Origin of the sequence: Portibacter lacus (assembly GCF_021533215.1) — a bacterium.
GTDB classification, from domain to species: Bacteria; Bacteroidota; Bacteroidia; order Chitinophagales; family Saprospiraceae; genus Portibacter; species Portibacter lacus.
In genome coordinates this window covers 45,818-67,811 of sequence record NZ_JAJNKA010000003.1, presented here as the reverse complement: position 1 = coordinate 67,811, position 21,994 = coordinate 45,818, and the positions used below count along the sequence as shown (strand labels likewise).

Genomic DNA, 21,994 nt, shown 5'->3' with positions numbered 1-21,994 from the left:
AAATAAATTATATCTCACCAAGTAAAGGAAGATGTTTAATAGTATGATATTTCAGTGCAAAACCGATGCAAGTTTTCAATGCTTCCTCAGGAACCTCCTCGTCTAATCCAAATACGATCGCTCTTGTTGTTTCATAATTGAACAAGTCGCCATAGATCTCCTTGATCGTTGGTACGATTAGACTCGTACACTTGAAATAAACAGCATATTGATCCGGTTTTTTCTCTTTATAATCCATGCGAACAGTACTTCCTTTCTTTACAAGGTAGCTAGGTTCTCCCCACTTTAGTGTTTCTTCCACATCCTTAATCGTTTCTATTTCTTGAGCAGTTTCTAGCACGATCCTTCTCAAATTCTCCATTTTGGGTCTGATGTGTTCAGGATAATTCTCAAATTTCTCCTTTACGGATGGGTCGCTTTTTACATTTATCTCACTCAAAATTTTAGTTTTTTCTTGTTTTCAACGGTAATTTCAGAACCTTCAGCTAACATCACCGAATCTGCTTCTCTGCCATTTAACATGGCAAATTTCTCACCATAAACGGATTCGAAATTTACTGAAATATCGAAGTCTATGACTTTGTAAGCGAGCCACTTGGGGTGAGTCACTTCATATTCATTCGTTGTGTTGCTATCTACTTTAGCATATCCCCAATAATGCTCTGTAATGAATTCCGTTTCACTATCTGGGATTATTTCACTAGGCTCAAGGTCGGCAATTATTTTAATTTTTTGCCAAGAATGATCTTTTTTCCATTGATATTCTACGATGTTGCTTTTCTCAGACTTTTCCCAGCGGTGCTTCATCGGAAGGGTTACATAATTTTCCTTATAGATGGTGTTCGCCACGAAAGTTAGCGCGAATTTTGGAACCATTTCCTTTATAAAAACAACACCTCTTTTCCATGCCTTGTTTTCATAACGCTTCACATAAAATCTTAGATTTACTTCTTCAAAATTTGTGTGAAAAGGAATGCGAAACCCCAGTATTCGTGTATCCAGAAACATAAAGCCGATCAAACTCACGTAACAATTCCCTTCCCAAAAATCTAGCTCAGTGCCTGCTGGAAGATATTCTTCGAGAAGAGTAGGATCGATCTTGTAATTCGCAATGGCTAGTTTTCGCCATTCTGCTTTCAGAAAACTCATTTACGTTAGGTTCTTTTTACCACCGAGCATTTCGGCGGCTTTAAATTTGGTTTAGTAAGCACCAATTACATAAGACCAAACGTCAAATCTAAAACCTTTTTGCTCTTTCATGATTAGTTTCAACTGCTTAATGTAGATATTTTTTATTTGCTTTTTATCTAGAAATTGGCTTTTATGCAAGATGATTTCTTCTTCAGAAAGATTCTGGTTGAGTAATTTTTTTCTAGCCTTATCTTCATTTATTTGCTTTATGATTTTAGCTTTCTCTTTATTGTTAATGTCCCGCGAATTCAATATTTCGTGAATCACTTCGATACATTCTGGGGTATAATGTTCAGGAGATTCTATCATTTCGATCAGTTCAAAGTTTTCTTTATGCTGATGAATCTCGTGCAATGTCTTCATGTTAAATTTTTTGTCAATTATAAATAAATTATGCCAAGCTAGCACTACCATTCTCTCCATTCACTTGCAATCCCATCCTCATATTCTTCTATGTTAATGTCAACTGCCAGGGCTATTTCATCTAGAACATCACATAGGTATTCACGTTCTCCTGTTTCTATAAAACCGGTAATCTGCTCATCTATTTCATTGAGTTTGAGAACAGATTCTTTAATTAGGTCGACTTTCTCTTTTTTGGATAAATCGGGATCCTTTTCTAGATTATCAATTAGACCATAAATCACTTGATCTACCAAATCGCAGTTTTCCTTAGTATAAGGAGGAGAGAAGTTTTCGTATACATGAAAGTGAAATTCACGTTTGATAAAGTCTAGTTTACTAATGTCATGAAATTCATGATATTCTTTCTTCCCATCATCATCTAAATGTTTATAGACTTCTTCCCATTGTAACAGCTGAAAAAGTTTACCCATTTCATTAAGTTTCTGAGTGAGTGGCAGGTAAGATCCATCCTTTACACTAACGGCCCAAGGGTAGATTTGTAAAGATTTGAAGTTGGTCAAGCCAGATAAAAAATCAAGGGAATCCACATCTTTTAGTTGATTCAATCCTAATTCTTGAAGTGCTGTACAATTCGAAATAAATGAAAGATCACCAACATCCTTCAGAGCTCTGAGACTCAGTTTTTTTAAGTGAACCAATGTTCCAATGGGTGATAAGTCAGATATATTTGAAAAATGAATTTCGAGATGCGTAAGACTGTCTTTTAAAGTTTCAAGTTCTTTAATAGATTTCAATTTTAGAGCATGATGAATCTTTAATGAAGTTAATTTATTAAGATTCGTAATACCATTCAACTTTTCAATTTCCGTGTTATATAGACTTAGTTTTTTAATCTGAACAAGAGGTGTGAATTCTGAAAGGTCACTTTTGAGATAATTGGTTATTGTAACATCTTTTAACTTGGTCAAAGCGCTTAAATTCGTATAGTGCTTGGGCATGTCACAATATAATGTCGTTAATTTCTTAAAATTACTAAAATCCACCTCTTCCTGTATTTCACCGTTAAAACTAAGGTTGGTTAGCTTCTTAAGTTGGAAAATAGGTGAGATACTTTTCAGGTTGTAAGAGGATAGCGAAAGTTTTTTAGTTTGAAGAAATGCTGGATCAGTCAGATAGTCAATATTGTCTGTTGAGCAGTAAACGATCTGAATATCTAAAGCTTTAACGGCCTGGATGCATTTTTTAATTTTCCCATCCTCAATGAAGATTTTAGGATTCTTTGTATTAAAACCTTCTACTCTAATATATTCAAATCCCTTTCCTAGAATATCTTTAAGTGTTTTGCTCATTTTTATTTCACTTGTTTCAGATTCTAAAATTAAAATTTTGTTGAAATACGTTTCGAATTTATGGAGGTATTTTTAGCAATTTAAATATATGTATTCATGTCATCATAGCAATCTAGAAAGCTAAAAGTTTAATTTTTCAGAATGAGATGAATAGAAAAACTTACTTGCTTGATGAAATTAAAAAATAGTTTTGAGCAATTAAATTGATAAGGAATAATTGAGAATGTTTAAGCTGAAATCTGCTCTTTTATTCTACGAAATAGCCTTGATCGAGTATTTATAGGGTTCTTTGAACGCATGGTAAAGTATTTTAAACATACATTCAACGCAAAAAGTAGCACTTATAAAGGCGAGGAAAGAAATTGGTCTACTCAAAGCAAAGTAAACATTGGTCCTTATATAACTTAGAAACGGATCCAGTTGAATCAAATGATCAAAGCTTAAATTATCCTGAGATCGCCCAAAGAATGAAAAATGAATGGTTTGAATGGGCTTGGGAATATCAAGTTTTTCTTTACAAAACCAATCTAAAGCGAAATTGAATTATAATTGAATTGGCTACGCTTTATTAAATGTAAACTGTCTAGACTTTATAGCAACCACTCCGAATATCGCTAATAGTATTCCTAATATGATAAGTCCCCATTGTCCTAATGTCGGAACAGCTGCAGGGAACATGCCATTTATAGCTAATTCATATCCACCTCCTATTTCACAAGTAGCTTGATTAACATCAAAGACTACAATTACTATTGTCTGAGATGGAGCCAATTCATAGGATAGCATAACATCTACTGCAGGTACTCCTGATGAAAGCCCTGGATCTGCTAAATAATTTGTACAAATATTACTCGGATCAAATGAACCATCATATATGTCGAATCCAACATTTCCTTCTGTACATAAAGTTGATAGTATTACTTCTATACAAACGGACTCACTACTTGGATTTGTAAAGGAATGTTGATTATATGGAAAAGCATCTGTTGAGAAAATATCACAAATTTTAGGAACTTCGCAAGTAGAGGCTACTGCATTTCTGTTTAATCGCGCTGATTTTGTTGGTGATGCTGCAGTTATCGTTCCTGAGAAAGTAAAAGATTGCATAGGTGGCATAAGAGCTGAAGGTCTCATGGGATTTACGACAATATTACCATCTGTCATTCCGGTGTCGGTTTGTGCGATCCCTTCAGAGATCACTAAAAAAGAGCAAAGAAATACGAACACGAAACTTAATAATCGGAAATTGTAATTCATGGTGTTAAAGGTTTTAGTTATTATATATTGCGCTGCAATGATAACAAAATAAAATGTAATTTTAACATATGCAATTATATTTAATATGATTTAGCATATACTTTATAAACTAGAGACACTGTTGGTCTAACAAATACCTATAAATAAGAAAATCATTTTTAATTAAATATTTATTCTTCCATTCCCGCTTCTAACTTTTCTAACATCCTAATCCCATTTTCATTTTCTGGATTTGACTGAATAGACTTCTTATAATTTAGAATGGATTCCTGTTTTTTTCCAAGGCTCATCAGTACTTCACCGAGACTGTCATATAAATTAAATGCCTCCGGAAATGCTTCGATTCCTAGTCTCAATAATGTTTCTGCATGTTCAGGTTGATCCGCTTGTAGCAACTTATAACTCGCAATATTCATTTCCTCTTCCGATAAATAATAATCTGGATCGCCTTTAATTCGCTTATACTCAATTATTGCTTTTTCAAGTCCTTTTTCATTGACGGCATCTAAGAAAGCAAATGCTACTGATCTTCGTGGAACGTCATATGGTTTATTATAAAGAATGCCCATGATTCCTTTCGTCATGGCATTAAGAGGCGCTCTTCTGATATTACTTAATAGAATGATAGCGGAATTTCTAGATGGAATTCTTGTGATGATCGCACAAAATCCATCTATCACACCGTCATGAACGATGGTTTCTACTACTTCATCTGAATTGCCTAGTGGTTTATCTTTAATACTCCATCCGTATCCGTAGTAGCCGCCGTATCCTGGATCTTCTATGTGTTTCATAAAAATGGAATCCAAGTAGTTTTTTGGTAAGATTTTATCCGAATACAATGCCTGGTCCCAGCGAAATAAATCCTCCACCGTTGAATACATAGCACCTGCCGCATATACCGTGGACATATCTATATAATTCGAATTATAGTAAGTTTTAAAACTTTCAAAATAACCCGAAGCTCTATTCTTAATCTGCGCTCTGTGCTTGTCGAATCCAGTGTTTTTCATTTCTAATGGATCGAATATCACTTTTTGTAGGGCTTCTTCATATCTCATGCCGGTAATTTCTTCTACGATATGGCCTAGAAGATTATAGCCAGCATTACAGTAGGAGAATTTAGATCCTGGTTCGAATTCAAGTGGCAACGAAGAAAATTCATCTACAAGCTCCCTGGATGAATAATTGTCTGGTCTGAATGCTTTCCGTTTTGTGGACTCAAAATTATTAGGGATTCCTGAAGAATGGGTAAGCAAGTGGTGGATGGAGATTTGTTCCGCGTTTTCTTTTGGATATTCAGAAAGGTAGTTCGAAATGGGAGTATGCAGGTCTAATTTGTTTTCCGCAACCAATTTCAATACAAGTATCGCTGTGAATTGCTTCGTTATGGATCCAATTCTGAATTTTGTATCCGATTGGTTGGGGATATTCCACTCCATATTCGCATATCCGAATCCCTCTTGGTAGATCACTTTTCCTTCATTAGCGACCAGAAGGGCACCATTGAATTCACCATAATCAGCGTACGTTCTGATGAGTTTATCTACTTCGCTTGTTTTAGTCTGTTCTATTATAGAAGCATCTGCATCTTGTGGATCAGTATATCTGGATTGTGGTCCGCATGAAATGAAGAAGAGCAGGATAGGCAATAGGTACTTTAGACTATACATGATTTATTTTTTTTATGTAAATCTATCATGAAGCGGTGCCTATTGCTATTTCCTAATGTGAAACAATGTCAATGAATTGTGAAATGTTTCTAAAACTGAGCAATTGCAGGGTTTACCTAGTTTCTATTTCATCGAATGTAATCCGATTTTATTTCCTTCTGAATCTAAGAAAAATGCGAAATAGCCATTTTCTTCATCGATGATGGTTTTAGGAAGCACAATTTCTCCTCCATTCGCTTCGATCTTGTCAAGGATAACTTGCAAGTCATTTCCACCATTGAGATAAATAAGTACACCCTCTTGCGAAGGTGCATAACCTTCTCCTTTGATAATAACGCCCGAAGCGGATTGGCCATCACTTGGGAACAATCCCATCTGAGAACCTTGCATATCCATTTCTTGAATGTCAATGTTTAAGATCGCTTTATAAAATGTCGTTGCTCTTTTAAAATCTGTTGCAGGTATTTCGAAAATTGAAATCATACTAGTGTTGTTTGTTGAGTTAAGTGAAATGTTATTGTTGGTTGTTTGTTGGGCTACAAAGTGGCATAAACCGAGTGCGAAGACCATCCATATCGGCAATTTTAAATTTAGCATAGGTCAATGTTTTAATTAGTGAAACTCAAAAATACTCGCCTACAAGGATTTAAAATTGTACAAATGCGTCATCTTTCCTTATTGCCATAAATGATAGACGAAAGGGAAAATTTTTCGTCCTTGTAAAATTCTTTGGGACTGATTCCAGTAAAATCTTTGAAGTCCTTGATAAAGTGCGACTGATCAAAGAAATTATTTTCGTAACCCACATGAGTTAAGCTCTTATCTTCATTGTTGAGCATGCTTTGGAGACTTGCTTGTAATCTAATAATCCGACAGAGTTGTTTGGGGCTAATTCCTACTTTTTTCGAGAATTTGCGTTCTAATTGACGTCGTTTCAAGTCATATGATTTGAGCATTTTCTCTATGCCAATGTTTCCCTTGGTTTGAAAAATGCTTTCTATTGTAGCATTAATAATTTCGTCGACTGAAGTATTCTGAGCAATTAAATCAAGGAGGAAGTTTTCGACAATGGCTACTCGCTCTTCTGATGTAGCGGCATTCTTAATCGCATCTTCTAGGATTGATACCGCGTCTTTATCAAACAATTCAGAAAGCGGAGTTTCCTTGTTAGCTAATACACGAAGGGATGTATTTACGAAATAAGAGAATTTTCCTGGAATAAAACTTACTGCAAAACTATTCACCTCACCCAAGGGTTCCACAAAATAAGGATCGGTAAGTTGACCTAGAACGAAGGATCGAGGTTGAATAATATAATCGGTTTCACTAGTGTATCTTTTTATATCGTCTCCAAGAATGAAAATGATTTCAATGCATCCATCTGGTAAGATCTGTTGTTTTTCTCTCGGCGCTTCTTTAGGAATATGTAAGGTCCAATAGGTTTTAACGAAGGTTGCTAATGCGGTCGAAGGATCAAAGTTTTGGTATTCCATAATGGAAAATATACAAATTGTAACGCATCTACAAATGAGAGATTTGATTTCTAAAACTTTTCACGCCCTAAGATTACAGGAATCATTATTATTCACTTTTTAAATGCTTAAGATGAATGGCATTTCCTCCACCAGCACCCATGGTAATAGAAAGTTGAGTGCTCGAATCAATTAGTTGCGTTCTAATTTGATAAGCTTCTTTATTATTCAAGAAATGGGAATCGCTAGCATCCTCATAAATTGTAGCTTCGTATTTTTCATTTTCAGGAAGAAAACTAAAGTCCAGTTTTAGCGTTCTGGCTTCTCTATTAGTCAAGGAGCCGATGAACCAATCTTCGCCTGATTTTCGGGCAATACTGACATATTCATCAATCTTTGCATCGATAACTTTTAAATCATCAAATTGTGCTGGCATTTGTCGAATACAATCAAATAAATCATCTTTTTTGGCGTATTCTTCTGGACTATCAGGAAGAACCATCCAGCCTGAATAGATCACGATTAATTTCGCAACCTCTGCAACGACCGTTCCTGGTAACTCTTGGAATACCTTCTCTCTAGAATGCGCATGGTTTAAATCAAACCATCCATTCGTCAGATCTAGTGGACCGGCAATCATATTGATTAGTGGAGTGTTCACAGCTGTTTCTGGAAAGTAAGATTTTTTCGCATCAGCCTGAGCATGCCCGTATTCTCGAGCGACTAGATTAGGCCAAGTTCTGGAATCTCCATTCGGAGGAATAGGATTATCATGAAAATCTACCATCAGTTTATACTTTGCACATAAAGCTACCACTTCATGAGTATGCTTCACTTTTTGTTCTGCATTCCCTTTCATGAATCCATACTTAACACCTACTGCTCCCCATTCAGAAAACTGTTTCAACACTGCTTCCAATCCAAATTTTTTAGCGCCTACATCATTGAGATATAGGATGATACCTACTTTCTTGTCTGCTGCATAGGCCATGCACTCTTCTATGTTTACACCATCGATGGAAGAAGTCGGATCAGAAGTTTCTGAAAATTCAGAACCATACCAATCGGCGTCTATCAGTAGGTATTGTATATTATTCTTTGATGCGAAATCAATAAATCGCTTATGGGACTTAGTGTTCAGTTGGTAGGTGTATCGATCCTCCGTTTTATAGCCTTTGACACGCCAATCCCAAAGTGACTTTCCAGGTTTAATCCAAGAAGGATCTTCTATTTTACACGGTTCATTTAAGTTTTCTAGTAAATTAGATTCCACGAGATCACCAATATTTTCTCCTAGCATAAAACTTCTCCATGAAGTCTTAAATGCTTTTTTCCGAGTAGAATAAGACGTATTGAAAACTAGCGACTGATCTGGCGCTGCTGCGTTCATAGAAAATGGTCCAAATTCCGAAATGTCTGCTTCGTGGATCGCCATAAATCTATTATTTTTCAACTGAATAACCATTGGGATTCGGACTTGTTTTTTATCTTCCGAAGATCTCGTGATGGGGCCGACGTTGTGTTTTTCTCCGTTGTAAGCCCAGTAGGTGTAATCTCCTTTCATATCAAGTGAAGTCAATTCCTTCTGGATTGTTATTGAGTCGCCGATAACCTCATGCGGAAAATCATAACGGTAGGCAAATCCATCGTCGTATAGTCTGAAAATGAGCTTGTAGAACTTTTCCTTATTACTATTTGCAGCAACTTGAAAACTATACTCACGGTAATGGTTTCTGATTTCAGCTTGCTTGCCATTAATGGCTTTCCAAGTCTCATCTACATCATTTACTTCTTTATGCTTATAGGAAACCTGCTCTCCAAAATTATAATCATTTACCAATAAACCAAATGCAGCTGATGTGAAAATGGTATCCTTTAAATAGAGGACGGAAATAGATCTCCTTTGATCTTTTGAGAAGATATCTATTTGCAAATCACCATTAGGAGAAGTAAGAGTAAAGTCATCCTTCTGGGAGCAAGAAAAAATAGTTAAAAGAAATAGTAGTGTGAGAATATTTGATTTCATAGATGTACTTATTGGATAGTCTAGTAATAGAGATTTGCTAATATATCCTTTCAGAATTTAAATGTAAACTATTTACTTTCATTAATGAGTTTACATTACTCATTTAGAAAGTCCTTAATAACTTTCACATATTCCACTTCTTGCTCCCACCATATTTCATGTCCCGCATTCTCAATGAAGCGATATTTCCCATTAGGATAAAGATCTACGTATTCATATGCTACTCCGTAAGAATGATATTCATATTGTCCTTGAATAACTAGGATAGGTGCTGTGACTGAATTAATTTTATCCCTGATTTCTGGGAAATCATCACTGTTAGTTGCCATGTAAGCATACAATCTACCACCACCTTCTTCAGGCAGAACGTTTTTAGGATCAGCAACCATTCCTTTCGTAAATTGGGAAGCCAGAGTATTCAGCATTCTATCCATTTGTTTGTCAGAAATAAACTTCTTATTAAATATTAATGCACCGACACTTGCAGCAATAGCTTTCGGCTTCATTGCCATATTATCCACATCTTTTACAAAATAATATGGTGTCTTGAATAGGAGTGAATCAGGTGCTAGATAGATGGAATCAAGATCTACATAATTGCCATTAATTTGTCTATGTGGTCGTAATGCTCCTGGAGAACTAAAGACGATTTTATCTATGGTCTCTGGGTGTTGTGCAGAATATTGTGAGATGATAATACTGCCGAATGATTGACCGATTAAAATTACTTTCGGCGCTTTAATTTTTTGTTTGATAATTTCATGTAAGTCTGATAGATGCTTATTTAGATTAATATCAGAATACTTGCTCATTCTATCGGATAATCCGGAGCCTCGTTGATCATAGAGATATACATCATGTCCTATTTCAGCAAGGCTCGCAAATGTTTTGATACTACTTGAATGGACATATCCTCCTGGACCACCGTGGAGGAAAATAACTGGTGTTTTATTTATGCTATCTATTCCACTGAGATGTGTGTAGGCAATTCGAAATCCTTCACTCATTTCCCAATATTCTGTGCTACCTCGAGGTTGTAGTTTAGCGATGGTCTCTTTCTCTGGAACGAGCAATAGCAATAGAAAAATGCCTATGATTAATCCTAGGAAGAACCCTAGCCATTTTAACAATCTTTTTAAACTCATAATTTACATTCTTTCCTTAATGAAACCATCATAACACTTATTTTCCTTTAGAACCGTTTTTAAAAATATAACCTAGTGAATTTGATCAAGACTTTTCGTTATCGCATCACCAATCTCGAAGACATTTTGGTTCTTTTGATTGGTTAAAATAATGATAGCTACTTCTTCCTTGCTAAACCATTGAATAAATCCTTCATAATTTCCCATGGATCCATGATGAGCATGATGTGATATTACCTCCTTTTCCACTTTACAATTTCCAAAAGGAGCTTGCATATTATCATTGTTTAGATCTGCAGTTTGTGAAAGAAATAGAAGTGATTCAGAAGATATTATCTCGAAAGAGTTTAGTTTATAAATCCACTTAAACAAATCCATTGTAGTAGCTGTAAACAAGAGGGTAGGGGCGTTGATTTTATATTGGTCAATTTTAAATTCTCTATTAAAAGGAATGGCCATTTTGGTATTGTCAGTATATGGGTATTGTTTTTTTATTTCAATGTGGGATAGGTCCAAAGGTGTGAATAACTGATTTTGGATGTAATCGACGAAGTCCCTATTGGTAAACTTTTCAATTATTTTTATTAATAAGAAAGGGCAATTGTTGGTATATAGATAATCAGATCCCGGTTCAAATTCTAGCTTTTCCAAGCTTAAAATATCCTTCATGATATCTGCTTCCGTGACCTCTATGTTCTTACTAAAGTACTTATTAAAGTCTATCCGGGGTAAACCACTAGTGTATTGAAGTAAATGAGTGATTTTTATTTTACTTGACCATTCAGGTAATTCAGGGAGATACTTATTTATATTGTCATTAAGATTTAGTAGCTTTTTTTCTGAGAGTTGCATGATCAATACTGCAGGGAACTCTTTATAAATTGACCCAATTCCATATTTAAAGTCATTCGTTAACAATTCCTGCTTTGCTGCATCTGCGAAACCATAAGATTGATTAAATATGACTTTATTTTTCTGAACGACGAGAACGCTTCCATTAAAACTGCCATCTTGATAGTATTGGTCTACTATTGATTTAATGTTCTGGTCTTGGACTTTCATTTTTTGCATATTGACTCCACAACTTAAATTTAGCACAATGATTAAGGATAAAATAAATAGAGGTAATACTTTCATGAGTTACAATTTTTCGCAAAATAACTAGGAGTGCTATGATAAAAGTAATAAATAGGTGAACTAGGTATTCTCCTTTTAGATGAAATAGCGAATAAAGCATACTAAATTCCAAAGCACTTTAGAATCCAAGATCATAAAGGTTATAGAAATGTTGGAAAATTATAAAAAGGACTAGCTTTTATGATATTTATTCCATCATACCATCCAAGGTTTCTATACTTCCATCTTCACGATATTTTATTTCTGCAATTTTGATGCTTCTGAGATGAGTTACACCACCAGATAATTTACTGTCATGATGAAAGAGATACCACTTACCTTCGAATTCGCAAATGCTATGATGCGTTGTCCAGCCAACAACTGGCGTCATTATTACTCCTCTGTATGTAAATGGCCCATAAGGATTATCGCCCGTGGCATAGCACAGTAAATGTGTGTTTCCAGTAGAATAGGAAAAGTAGTAAGTTCCATTATAAACATGCATCCAAGCAGCTTCAAAAAACCTTCTATTGTGATCTCCTGCTTTTAGTGGATTGCCAAATTTGTCTACAATCAAAAGATCTTTAACTTCCTCATCTAATGACAACATATCGTCCTTCAGCTTTGCAACTTTGGCGCATAATGCTGGGGCATGATCATTTGGTTCACTATCATCTTCTTCATATTTACCTGTTTTATAGCGCTGTAGTTGACCACCCCATAAACCTCCAAAATATAAATAATGTGAACCAGATTTAGGATCCAAGAATACTGCGGGATCTATACTGAAACTTCCTTCTATTGGTTTTGCTTCTGGAATAAAAGGACCCTCTGGTCGATCACCAATTGCCACACCAATATAGAAGATGTCATTTTCATCTTTAGCAGGAAAATATAAGTAATACTTACCATCTCTTGTTGCAGCATCAGGTGCCCACATTTGGCGTTTAGCCCATGGCACATCCGCTACATCTAGTGCATTTCCATGATCGATTACTTCACCATCGATTGCTTCCATAGAAAATACATGGTAGTCTTGCATTCCGAAATGATCACCATTATCATTAAATGGAATGCCAGCATCTATATCATGTGAAGGATAGATATAAATTTTATTGTTAAATACATGCGCTGATGGATCAGCAGTATAGATATGTTTTACTAGATGTCTAATTTTCTCATTTCCCATTTTCAAATTTTAACAGCATTAATCATTATACTATCTACAGCAGGTTTCGGCGTATTGTCTCGATTAAATAGTAAAGGGTAATCTCTTCTGCCTTCTATAGGCCAGTTATTCCTCCATGTTTGATTATCATTTACACCCCATAAAGTGACTCTACTGACCTTGGCTTTATGCTTCAGTAGCAAATCAAAAATATCAATATATCTATTATTTAAGGCTTGACTCATAGAATCAGACATCCCAGATGGATATGGATTCATTTCTTCTTGGTATTCAGCTCTTAAGGAAACTTCTGCTGAAGCATTCTGATCTGGCCAAGGTAATACTGTTACATCTAATTCGGTGACCATCACCTTTCCTAGTTCTGAAAACATGATTATGCTTTTCTCAAAATCTTTAAGAGACGGCGAACCTACATTAAGGTGGCCTTGCATTCCAATTCCATCCACTTTTATACCCTTTTCTTGCATTTGCTGCACCATTTTATACACAGCCTTACTCTTTATTTGATTGCTCATATTGTAATCATTATAATACAATTCAGCGGATGGATCCGCTTCGGCTGCAAATTTAAAAGCTTGCTCAACCCAATCAGGTCCTATTATTTGATAGAATTTACTTTCACGCATAGAACCATCATCATTGATGGCTTCATTTACAACATCATAGCCTTTTATTTTTCCTTTATACCGAGTCATTATTGAAACAATATGATCATGAAGTCTTTTCAGCATTTCTTCTCGGTCCACATCATTTCCATTTTCATCAATAAATAACCAGGAAGGAGTCTGAGAATGCCAAGCAAGATTATGACCGATAATTTCCATATGATGATCAATGCCATACTGAACAAAAGCATCCGAATCATCCCAGAAGAAGCGATCTATTTCAGGATGAATATTCATTGATTTCATGCAATTTTCTGCAACTATTGAATTAAAATGTTTTTGGATGACGGAATCTGTAGAGGCATCCCGTTTATATATTTGGTGTACATTCATAGCCGTGCCAATGGTGAAGTCATCCTTGAATGCTTTTTTTAAAGTAAGTTCTGAATTGTGATTTTCTTCAGAATTTGATTTTTTTGGGCCACATGCCTGCAGAGAAAAGAGGAAGAGTAATATCGCTAATTTTTTCATTTTTATAGATCTATTAAGCTAGAGGTATATTGGTTTCATTTCTTCTTGATAACAAATCCTGTTCAATTTTTACTTCCATTTGCTTATTGATTTCATAGAAGAAAAGGATAACAGCAGCTACATAAAATGGGATCGAGGGAAAAACGCTGACCAACAATTTAATTCCTGTAATAGCTGATTCTGGCTGCGTTATAATTTGGTCAGTTAAAGTGTTATCCGATGGAATGTATTGATACCAACCTAGAATGGAAGCAACCAATGCTCCGCCAATGGACAACCCAGCCTTAAGGCCAATCATCATTGCTGAAAATATAATTCCAGTTGCTCGTCTATTATTTTTCCACTCGGAGAAATCTGCAACATCAGCGATCATTGCCCATAAAATAGGAATGGTTATACCGTAGAAGAATCCATGTAAAATTTGAGATGCAAACATTAATCCTACTGAATCAGAAGGAAAAAAGTAAAAAAAGGTGATAAATAAGGTCGAAATAACCAATGAAATGACAAATACATCTCTCTTCCCATATTTATCCGCGAATCTTTTAGATAGTGTAATACCTACGATCATCATAATAATACCGCCAGCATTAAATAACCCAAATCCTGCGGATATTAAATCTTCACCAAAAAAGTTGATTCCTATTGCAGATAGACCATTTAAAATGGGCTGAATAAATTGTGCTAACGAAGCTTCATTCACATAGTTTTCAAAGTAATAAACGTATGAGCCACCTTTCATTGCTAGCGTAACAAATATTAGAGTTGTCACCGTTAACATGATCAACCACGGTTTGTTTTTGAAAAGGTCTTTGATGTCTTCCTTAAGGGTAGATTCTTGACTTGCTGTAGGTACAATTCGTTCTCTGGTTGTAAAAAATGTAACCAATAACATTACAGTTCCAGTAATTGCTAAATAAGTCATTACCTTCTCTATTCCAACCGCTTTGTCTCCATCGCCAACGGCTAGGATAAGTGGATACATAAAGACTTGAACAAAAAACTGAGCGAACATTACCGCAACAAATCGATATGAGGAAATGCTATTTCTTTCACCCATATCTCCAGTAATTACTCCACTCAAAGCAGAATAAGGTAGATTATTGGCAGCATATAGAAGTAATAACAATGAATAAGTTACAATGGCATAGATCAGTTTTCCTTTATATGAAAAATCTGGTGTGCTGAATGCTAGCAATGCAACAACACCTAATGGAATGGCCGTAAATAATATCCATGGTCTAAACTTGCCCCACCTTGAACGCGTCCTATCCGCAATTGCGCCTATTACTGGATTGAATAAGAATGCTGCGATTAAACCAACAGAAAGGATGATTATAGAAGAATCCTCGGGACTTAGTCCGTAAATATCTGTATAGAAAAAAGCTAAATATGTGATAAGAGTTTGAAAAACTAGATTAGCAGCTAAATCCCCTAATGAATAACCGATTTTTTCTGTAACCGATAATTTCTTTATTAAATTTTTCGTCATTTGTTTTGTGATGAAAGTTTTGTCCTTGCAGTAATAGTGTCTTATAAAATTTTACGAAAATCTCTTACTTAAAGTTTATAGTTAGTGTTACACTACAGGTAAATTTGTGAGAAATCTTATAATGGTTACATTTTGAATAATTGGTTAAATACGGTTTAAGATATTTCTAAAATTTGATTTTGCCAAAATATATTTCATTATAAGGCTAATAGTTGGATTAAGAATAACTTTGATCTAGCATGAAAAGGATTTCTAAATGGGTGAGTTTTTAATATGATATAAGCTGCTAGATGTGGTTTAGCAATATAAAATTGAGGTTGGTTTGCAATGTAGTTATCTTGAATGATGCTAATCTGAAGTTCTTTAGATTGTAGAATAATTATTTCTTTTTCAACCAATTTATTGCCTGAGTAATATCAGCATCTTTTTCCACTTTTTTTTCAATTATAAATGCTACTTCCTCATCTGGCTGAACACATTTTTCATATTTCTCGCCATTCCGATCACAATAAACACCTGTACTTATTATCAAAGCCATTTCGTCTTCGATAACCTCCCAGCTATTATTCGTCGTGTAGCCAATTCATATTATCAAGTCAAACCACCCTAAAATCTATTCTTTTTGACCAACCCTCAAAAGCAGCAGAATTTTAATAGACCTCAGCTTAGGTTTATAGAAATTAAATTGACATGAAAAGTATTACCCTTTTTCTATTAACCATCATTTTTTCAATAATAGGTCTCCATGGAGTTTATAGCCAATCCATTGGCATAAATCACGATTATCAAGAACCTAACCCGAATGCGATTCTTGATATCGATGCAGATGACATGGGAGTTCTTATTCCGCGACTAACTACAGACCAAAGAAATAGTTTTGCACTTATACTTACGAACGCTGAGATCGGAATGTTAGTTTTTGATACTGATGAAAGACATTTCTACTTTTGGCAAGATGCTGGATTTCGAAGAATTAACCTAAGTAGCGGGATCATAGATAATGATCTAGATACAGAAATAAGAGTGGAAGAGCATCCAGACGATGACATTATTAGATTTTATACAAGTGGAAACGAACGATGGACTATGGAAGAAAATCGGATAGAACCACAAAATAAACAAGGATTGATTTTTATTGGAAAGAAAGCTGGAATAAACAATGCATCTAGAACGCATAACATTGCAATAGGGGATTCATCTTTGTTAAGAAACGGCAGTGGTGTAAGTAACGCCAGAGAAGGGAATGAAAACATAGGTATAGGTAGGAAAACATTAGAAAATAATGTAAAGGGATATCAGAATTTAGCAATTGGGTCTTATAGCTTGAATAATAATCTGGGCAATCGGAATACAGGATTAGGCTACCAAACTATGCTATTAAACACTTTAGGGAACGGAAATACAGCAGTTGGTCACAATGTTTTAAGGCTGATGGAAACAGGAGAAAATAATGTCGGTGTTGGTGTGAATTCACTTCAGCAAAATAAAACTGGAAGTAACAATATTGCGATAGGAAGTAATTCTTTAGGTGCTACTGAAGACATAAGTAATATCATTGCGATAGGGACAGATGCCTCAATGAGCAACCGTACTTCAGGCACAATAGGCATAGGTGATTCTACACTTATGGTTAATGGAATTACAGGGACTTTTTATTTTCATGGAGCATGGATAACTGCCGTAGGGCACCATTTACTTAAAAAGAACACCACAGGATATGCTAATACAGGAATAGGCTACAATGCATTAACTGAGAACACAATCGGAAATTATAACACCGTTCTCGGGTCATATGCACTAAAAGAAAATATAAGTGGCGGATATAATGTCGCTCTTGGAGCTAATTCATTACGCAATAATACAATAGGAAATGCTAATGCCGCACTTGGATATTCGGCCTTGAATGAAAACATAGATGGATATGCAAATACAGCAATAGGTTATCGATCTTTAACTTATAATGAAGCTGGGATAAGAAATGTAAGTGTTGGCAGCAGTTCACTACTTTGGAATAAAACTGGCAACAGAAACGTAGCTCTGGGAAGTTATGCGCTCTATAATAATACTGCGGGAAATGGGAATATGGCTATTGGTGATGCAGCAATGTATAATAATAAAACCCTAAGAAGTAATGTTGCTATTGGAGATTCTGTTTTATTCAATTTTAGAAACGGTAATATATTATATATAGGAGGAATAGTTGCGGTAGGTTATAAATCCCAATTTAAGAATATATCAGGACAAGAAAATACCTCATTGGGTACACATTCCCTCCAACTTAATCTGACAGGAAATGGAAATACTGCATTAGGAAGTCTCGCGCTTTTCCGGAATACGGGCGATAATAGCACTGCAGTAGGGAGAAATGCGTTAGTTAATACAGCAAGTGGAGATGAGAATACTGCTGTTGGTTCATTAGCTTTAAGTGGTTACAATACGAGAAATAGGAGAACGGCTATCGGATTTTCTGCTAATTCGATTAATGATAATGGCAATAATACAGGTCTAGGAAATGATGCAGATTGTACCGCTGCTCATCAAGTTAGGATTGGTAATCAGGATGTTACTTCCATAGGTGGTTATGCTAACTGGACGAATATCAGCGATGGAAACTTCAAGAAAGATGTGCAAGAAAATGTAGTAGGGATAGATTTTATAAGAAAATTACGTCCCGTAACCTATCGACTGGATTTGGATGAAATTAATCAGTTTTACTTAAGAGAATACGGAGAAGATAAACGCACAACATACATTGATAAAAGTGAGGCAGGTACAATGATAAGATCTGGTTTCATCGCCCAAGAAGTGGAAGCAACTGCTAAATTGTTAGGTTATGATTTTTCGGGGGTTGATGCTCCTAAGAATGACAAAGATTATTATGGACTCAGATATGCTGCATTTGTTGTGCCCCTTGTTAAGGCTGTGCAAGAACAGCAGGATATTATAGATAATCTGGAAGTTCGATTATTAAAACTAGAAAGTAGACTTCAAGAAATGGATCAGCAGCTATTGGCTAAGAATGAGGGCATTTAGCATTATTAGAAGTGAAATATAGATTTAAATTATAGTAGTTATTTGAATTAGTTTATTAGTATTAAACCTTAGGTTGATATCATGAAAAATTGGGTAGTTGCTCTAAAAGCAACTACCGCATTTTTCATCCACATAAACTTACGCAGGTGTTCAATTCACATTATTAATTGATCAGCATCTTAACATAAGAGCTTCCTATTCTTACGATATATAGACCTGGTGCCCAAGTACTACAATCGATGGACAAGTTTTCAGAAACAGTATTTTGGTAGGTCAATTTTCCATTGATGTTGAAAATGTTGACTACGTTTTCATTTTGCTCCTCATTATTTACTTCCAAATAGAAGGAATCATCTGCAGGATTCGGATAGACCTTTAATTCAGGTGAATCTACAAGTGAGCTAGAAGTACTTGAAGTCATCATGTTCTCCGCATTAAAAGTCGGACTCATAATGGCGAAATCTCCAGTTCCATTCGGGAATCTACCATATGAAATATCTGTTTCTTGGTCAGCATAGGTAACTTGATCGACGATGGTTCCTAGCGAATCCACCAAAAAGATCGTTTCGCCTCCAGCTGATAATTTGAAATTAGCATGCAATCCTTCTTGATCATCTTCATCTGCCCAGATGATTAAATATCCATTTGTTTCGATGACTGTTCCGGCCGGAATTTCCCATTGCGTTAAGTCTTCAGAATCATCAGAAAGAAAGTATCCAGCTAAGCTAATTTCCGAAGAAGTATTGTTGTATAATTCTATCCAATCATCAAAATCACCATCTTGGTCTGAAGCGGTGGCATCATTAGAAGCCATAAATTCATTGATTACGATATCACCAGCGACTGTAGTTTCCGTCGTCCCGGTAATGGTATAGAATTCGTGCTGAGCTCGCTGGGGAGAGAACATTCCAGCATTGTCATTTTCAGCGTAGATATAGTATTGCACAGAAACATCATTAATATTAAGTTCAACTCCATATATTCCATCACCAGCAGCACCATCATTATGAGCTCCATCATCAAGCATTTCTACTTTTGTGAAAGGTGAAGGCGCCTCATTTCTATACCCAAGATAAACGGTGTTTCCTTCAGCAATGTTAGCTGTGATCGTAATGTTGTCGCCAACTTGTGGACTATCAACAGACAAAGCTATTTCTGAAATAGAAGGAGCAGTTTGTGTGAAGTCTGACAATCCTAATAAATAACTACTTCGAGTTTCCATTAAGTTAGTAATACCTGGAGTAGAATTTCCACCCATTGGACCTCCGCCACCACCATTAATATCGTTTTCTAAGTTGTCAAGAAAGTTGTTGTAGGTAAAGAACTTATTTGGATCAGCTTGAACAGATGCATCGATCGTAGACTGCATTGCCATTGCTGATGTAAAATAGCTATCATTATCAAAATTCTCTAAAAGCATCGTTTTCATATGCGCTAAGTACATTCTTTTATACATGGGCACACTCAATAATTTTTGTACTAATGGATATTGCGCATCTGTATCATGTAATAAATGATCCATCTGTTGTTTCGACGTAATATTGTTAAGATTACTCGTTCCTGTCTGCGAAAAAACGCCGAAAGACTCATTCAAGTCCCAAACGATAGGCAGAAATTGATGGTCATCACTTCGATATAGGTAATAGTTTTGGGCGAAATTTCCGATGTAACTATCAAGGTTTACAATTACATTGTCAAATGCGAGCATCCATAAAGCTCGATCGACATCTAGTATCTGCTCGATATCATCTATATGGTTAGAAAGTGTATCACATAGATCAATTAATTCTTGCCACCCTTCATCAGATTTGATATCATAGGAGTCATAGTAGTCAGAACTATCTTGGCCCATGAAAACTAGATTAGGGAAGTCAGTTGATTGTGGTCCTGCTCCAGCTGGTGGACTGCAATCGAAGAAGGCATTGTTTTTCGAACCGAAACGACTATTAACAAATTTCTTAGAAATAGATTCTGTATTCGTATAAAGCCCGATTAGCGTACCATTGACATATAAATTAGCGTAGTTAGAAAGTGGCGCATCCATGTACTGTCGGATGATTTGGAAACCCAAGACATCTCTAAGAAATGACGGATCATTATGACCATTTGCTAACTTGATATCAGTATACCCATCATATTCGTGGTCCTTATAGGTGTCTAATTCTATATGCCAAGGATTCTTTACTTGGTTAGCATTGTAAGAACTATTTCCTTTGTATTTGACTCCGATACTATCGAAGACTTCTCCATTAATGGTGACACTTTGTGCTAGTATATAGTCTCCATCTCCCGACTTCTGGGCATCGAGCAATGCATCCCAGTTGCTTTCTGCAAAGGTGATTTCTTTGGTTTGGACCTTATCCAGATCATAGAAATCTTGACCATATGTTAAGGTCGCTGAAAGCATAATTAGTGTAAAAATTATTTGTTTCATAATTTGATTTTAGTGATTGATTTTTATTTAGACAGTCTGGGAAGAGAATTCCTTCGGGAAGTAAAAATTTTTTTTAAAAACTTAATACGCATTGAAGTGGAAGTGATGATGCTGTAAGCGTCTTGTCTAAGATGGTGTGGAAGCTTTTTTTCTAAACGTTGGATAAAATCAACGGGCAAACAAACAATTAGCAATAAGGTAAATTGTTAAATAGATGTTGCCTGCCCGCAGAGAGGTTTAATGGACTGGTCTTGATCTTTGCTTGGTCATTTGCTTGCTATGCAACTTGTATTCAACAATAATAACTAAAGATCATAAGTTATTTTCGCTCTTCATAAATGATCACATTTGAAAAATTCGTTTCTGTTAAGTGAAATTTAATTTTCAAATTTTGGGGTGATGCAGGTAATATTGGTTTTAGTAAAAACGAAATCATTTTATCTGAATCCTTTCGTTATTTATATTAGTCGAAGTCTTTTTATTTAGGTCAATTTTTTAATGAAATAAAAAATACAAGAGGATTTTAACCGCTGCTTGTTCATTTTATAAACTTAGTCACAGTGGTGGGCCAAGGCTAACTTTAAAGCCCTTTTTTTAGCCCTGGCTATCGGAATTTCGGTATCATCTTTCATTTTTATTATAGTATAAGAGCAATTGATAAACTTTATTTTGTCCACATTCACTACATATGATTGATGTACTTTAACAAACTTCGATGAATTTAATCTCGACGATACCTTCTTCAAAGTTTGAGAGCAAATTAATTTCGACGTAGCAGAATGAATGATACAGTAGTTACTATCTGATTGAAGATAAGAGATATCTTTTTTCTTAATAAATAGATGACCGCTTTGCGTTGCTATGCAAAGCTTCTCCTTATATGGAAGGACTGATATTGATGAGGTGAATCTGTAAGGACTCTCTAATTTGATCATTTTCATTTACTCCAGATTTATTAGATTAATATCAAATTTTCTAGGTTTTAACTCAATTCAATGCTTTAAATTCAAACTTTCTATTGCGTTATTCTTATTAGTCGAAGTCTTTTAAAAAAGGTCATAATCTTACTTTTAGGATACTATTTTATCGACTATGGAGTGATTTTAGATAAAAAA

The 21,994-nt window shown here is 35.3% G+C and carries 18 protein-coding genes; 1 reads left to right on the top strand and 17 read right to left on the bottom strand.

Features of this window, described 5'->3' with window-relative positions:
* Positions 1–7: 7 nt before the first annotated feature.
* From L2586_RS05455 to L2586_RS05385, 15 genes are all read right to left on the bottom strand, one after another.
* Positions 8–439: a DUF1801 domain-containing protein gene (locus tag L2586_RS05455; RefSeq protein ID WP_235291787.1), complete on the bottom strand. Its 432-nt coding sequence runs from the start codon at positions 437–439 to the stop codon at positions 8–10.
* Positions 436–1,149 carry a YqjF family protein gene (locus L2586_RS05450; protein WP_235291786.1) on the bottom strand — a complete coding sequence of 238 codons (714 nt, stop codon included), beginning with the start codon at positions 1,147–1,149 and terminating at the stop codon, positions 436–438. Before L2586_RS05450 ends, L2586_RS05455 begins: the two co-directional genes overlap by 4 nt.
* Before the next feature lie 51 nt (positions 1,150–1,200).
* A complete protein-coding gene (locus tag L2586_RS05445) occupies positions 1,201–1,554 on the bottom strand; it encodes a hypothetical protein (protein WP_235291785.1) in 354 nt (117 codons plus the stop codon).
* 44 nt (positions 1,555–1,598) lie between these two features.
* On the bottom strand, positions 1,599–2,906 hold the full coding sequence (locus L2586_RS05440) for a leucine-rich repeat domain-containing protein (RefSeq protein ID WP_235291784.1): 1,308 nt from the start codon (positions 2,904–2,906) through the stop codon (positions 1,599–1,601).
* A 558-nt stretch (positions 2,907–3,464) separates the two neighbouring features.
* A complete protein-coding gene (locus L2586_RS05435) occupies positions 3,465–4,163 on the bottom strand; it encodes an IPTL-CTERM sorting domain-containing protein (RefSeq protein ID WP_235291783.1) in 699 nt (232 codons plus the stop codon).
* Between the two features lie 170 nt (positions 4,164–4,333).
* Entirely contained in the window at positions 4,334–5,836 is a 1,503-nt protein-coding gene (locus L2586_RS05430; protein ID WP_235291782.1) for a serine hydrolase domain-containing protein, read from the bottom strand.
* Between the two features lie 123 nt (positions 5,837–5,959).
* Positions 5,960–6,433, bottom strand: coding sequence for a VOC family protein (locus L2586_RS05425; protein WP_235291781.1), 474 nt, complete (start codon positions 6,431–6,433; stop codon positions 5,960–5,962).
* 68 nt (positions 6,434–6,501) lie between these two features.
* Positions 6,502–7,329 (bottom strand): AraC family transcriptional regulator, encoded by an 828-nt coding sequence (locus L2586_RS05420; protein WP_235291780.1) that lies wholly within the window; start codon positions 7,327–7,329, stop codon positions 6,502–6,504.
* A gap of 88 nt (positions 7,330–7,417) precedes the next feature.
* Entirely contained in the window at positions 7,418–9,334 is a 1,917-nt protein-coding gene (locus L2586_RS05415; protein ID WP_235291779.1) for a glycoside hydrolase family 97 protein, read from the bottom strand.
* A 95-nt stretch (positions 9,335–9,429) separates the two neighbouring features.
* Positions 9,430–10,479 (bottom strand): alpha/beta fold hydrolase, encoded by a 1,050-nt coding sequence (locus tag L2586_RS05410; protein WP_235291778.1) that lies wholly within the window; start codon positions 10,477–10,479, stop codon positions 9,430–9,432.
* Positions 10,480–10,551: 72 nt separating this feature from the next.
* Positions 10,552–11,616 (bottom strand): serine hydrolase domain-containing protein, encoded by a 1,065-nt coding sequence (locus L2586_RS05405; protein ID WP_235291777.1) that lies wholly within the window; start codon positions 11,614–11,616, stop codon positions 10,552–10,554.
* Positions 11,617–11,803: 187 nt separating this feature from the next.
* A complete protein-coding gene (locus tag L2586_RS05400) occupies positions 11,804–12,784 on the bottom strand; it encodes a glycoside hydrolase family 43 protein (RefSeq protein ID WP_235291776.1) in 981 nt (326 codons plus the stop codon).
* A gap of 2 nt (positions 12,785–12,786) precedes the next feature.
* The gene (locus L2586_RS05395) at positions 12,787–13,926 is read right to left on the bottom strand and encodes an endo-1,4-beta-xylanase (protein WP_394804398.1); all 1,140 of its coding nucleotides are present in this window, start codon (positions 13,924–13,926) and stop codon (positions 12,787–12,789) included.
* A 7-nt stretch (positions 13,927–13,933) separates the two neighbouring features.
* Positions 13,934–15,412, bottom strand: coding sequence for an MFS transporter (locus L2586_RS05390; RefSeq protein ID WP_235291774.1), 1,479 nt, complete (start codon positions 15,410–15,412; stop codon positions 13,934–13,936).
* Between the two features lie 379 nt (positions 15,413–15,791).
* Positions 15,792–15,950: a hypothetical protein gene (locus L2586_RS05385; protein WP_235291773.1), complete on the bottom strand. Its 159-nt coding sequence runs from the start codon at positions 15,948–15,950 to the stop codon at positions 15,792–15,794.
* A gap of 152 nt (positions 15,951–16,102) precedes the next feature.
* Between L2586_RS05385 and L2586_RS05380 the strand changes: the two genes are divergently transcribed.
* Complete coding sequence (locus L2586_RS05380) at positions 16,103–18,445, top strand: tail fiber domain-containing protein (RefSeq protein WP_235291772.1); 2,343 nt, start codon at positions 16,103–16,105, stop codon at positions 18,443–18,445.
* A gap of 163 nt (positions 18,446–18,608) precedes the next feature.
* On the opposite strand, the gene L2586_RS05375 is transcribed toward L2586_RS05380, so the two are convergent.
* Together L2586_RS05375 and L2586_RS24780 are read right to left on the bottom strand one after the other, a co-directional pair.
* Positions 18,609–20,879 (bottom strand): CotH kinase family protein, encoded by a 2,271-nt coding sequence (locus L2586_RS05375; protein WP_235291771.1) that lies wholly within the window; start codon positions 20,877–20,879, stop codon positions 18,609–18,611.
* A gap of 551 nt (positions 20,880–21,430) precedes the next feature.
* Positions 21,431–21,814 carry a LytR/AlgR family response regulator transcription factor gene (locus L2586_RS24780; RefSeq protein WP_394804397.1) on the bottom strand — a complete coding sequence of 128 codons (384 nt, stop codon included), beginning with the start codon at positions 21,812–21,814 and terminating at the stop codon, positions 21,431–21,433.
* Positions 21,815–21,994: the final 180 nt, after the last annotated feature.

Bases quoted from the DNA above. Each gene is read 5' to 3' on its own strand.
- L2586_RS05450 (WP_235291786.1), bottom strand. From the start codon at position 1,149: ATGAGTTTTCTGAAAGCAGAATGGCGAAAACTAGCCATTGCGAATTAC.
- L2586_RS05445 (WP_235291785.1), bottom strand. From the start codon at position 1,554: ATGAAGACATTGCACGAGATTCATCAGCATAAAGAAAACTTTGAACTG.
- L2586_RS05440 (WP_235291784.1), bottom strand. From the start codon at position 2,906: ATGAGCAAAACACTTAAAGATATTCTAGGAAAGGGATTTGAATATATT.
- L2586_RS05435 (WP_235291783.1), bottom strand. From the start codon at position 4,163: ATGAATTACAATTTCCGATTATTAAGTTTCGTGTTCGTATTTCTTTGC.
- L2586_RS05430 (WP_235291782.1), bottom strand. From the start codon at position 5,836: ATGTATAGTCTAAAGTACCTATTGCCTATCCTGCTCTTCTTCATTTCA.
- L2586_RS05425 (WP_235291781.1), bottom strand. From the start codon at position 6,433: ATGCTAAATTTAAAATTGCCGATATGGATGGTCTTCGCACTCGGTTTA.
- L2586_RS05420 (WP_235291780.1), bottom strand. From the start codon at position 7,329: ATGGAATACCAAAACTTTGATCCTTCGACCGCATTAGCAACCTTCGTT.
- L2586_RS05415 (WP_235291779.1), bottom strand. From the start codon at position 9,334: ATGAAATCAAATATTCTCACACTACTATTTCTTTTAACTATTTTTTCT.
- L2586_RS05410 (WP_235291778.1), bottom strand. From the start codon at position 10,479: ATGAGTTTAAAAAGATTGTTAAAATGGCTAGGGTTCTTCCTAGGATTA.
- L2586_RS05405 (WP_235291777.1), bottom strand. From the start codon at position 11,616: ATGAAAGTATTACCTCTATTTATTTTATCCTTAATCATTGTGCTAAAT.
- L2586_RS05400 (WP_235291776.1), bottom strand. From the start codon at position 12,784: ATGGGAAATGAGAAAATTAGACATCTAGTAAAACATATCTATACTGCT.
- L2586_RS05390 (WP_235291774.1), bottom strand. From the start codon at position 15,412: ATGACGAAAAATTTAATAAAGAAATTATCGGTTACAGAAAAAATCGGT.
- L2586_RS05385 (WP_235291773.1), bottom strand. From the start codon at position 15,950: ATGGCTTTGATAATAAGTACAGGTGTTTATTGTGATCGGAATGGCGAG.
- L2586_RS05380 (WP_235291772.1), top strand. From the start codon at position 16,103: ATGAAAAGTATTACCCTTTTTCTATTAACCATCATTTTTTCAATAATA.
- L2586_RS05375 (WP_235291771.1), bottom strand. From the start codon at position 20,879: ATGAAACAAATAATTTTTACACTAATTATGCTTTCAGCGACCTTAACA.
- L2586_RS24780 (WP_394804397.1), bottom strand. From the start codon at position 21,814: ATGATCAAATTAGAGAGTCCTTACAGATTCACCTCATCAATATCAGTC.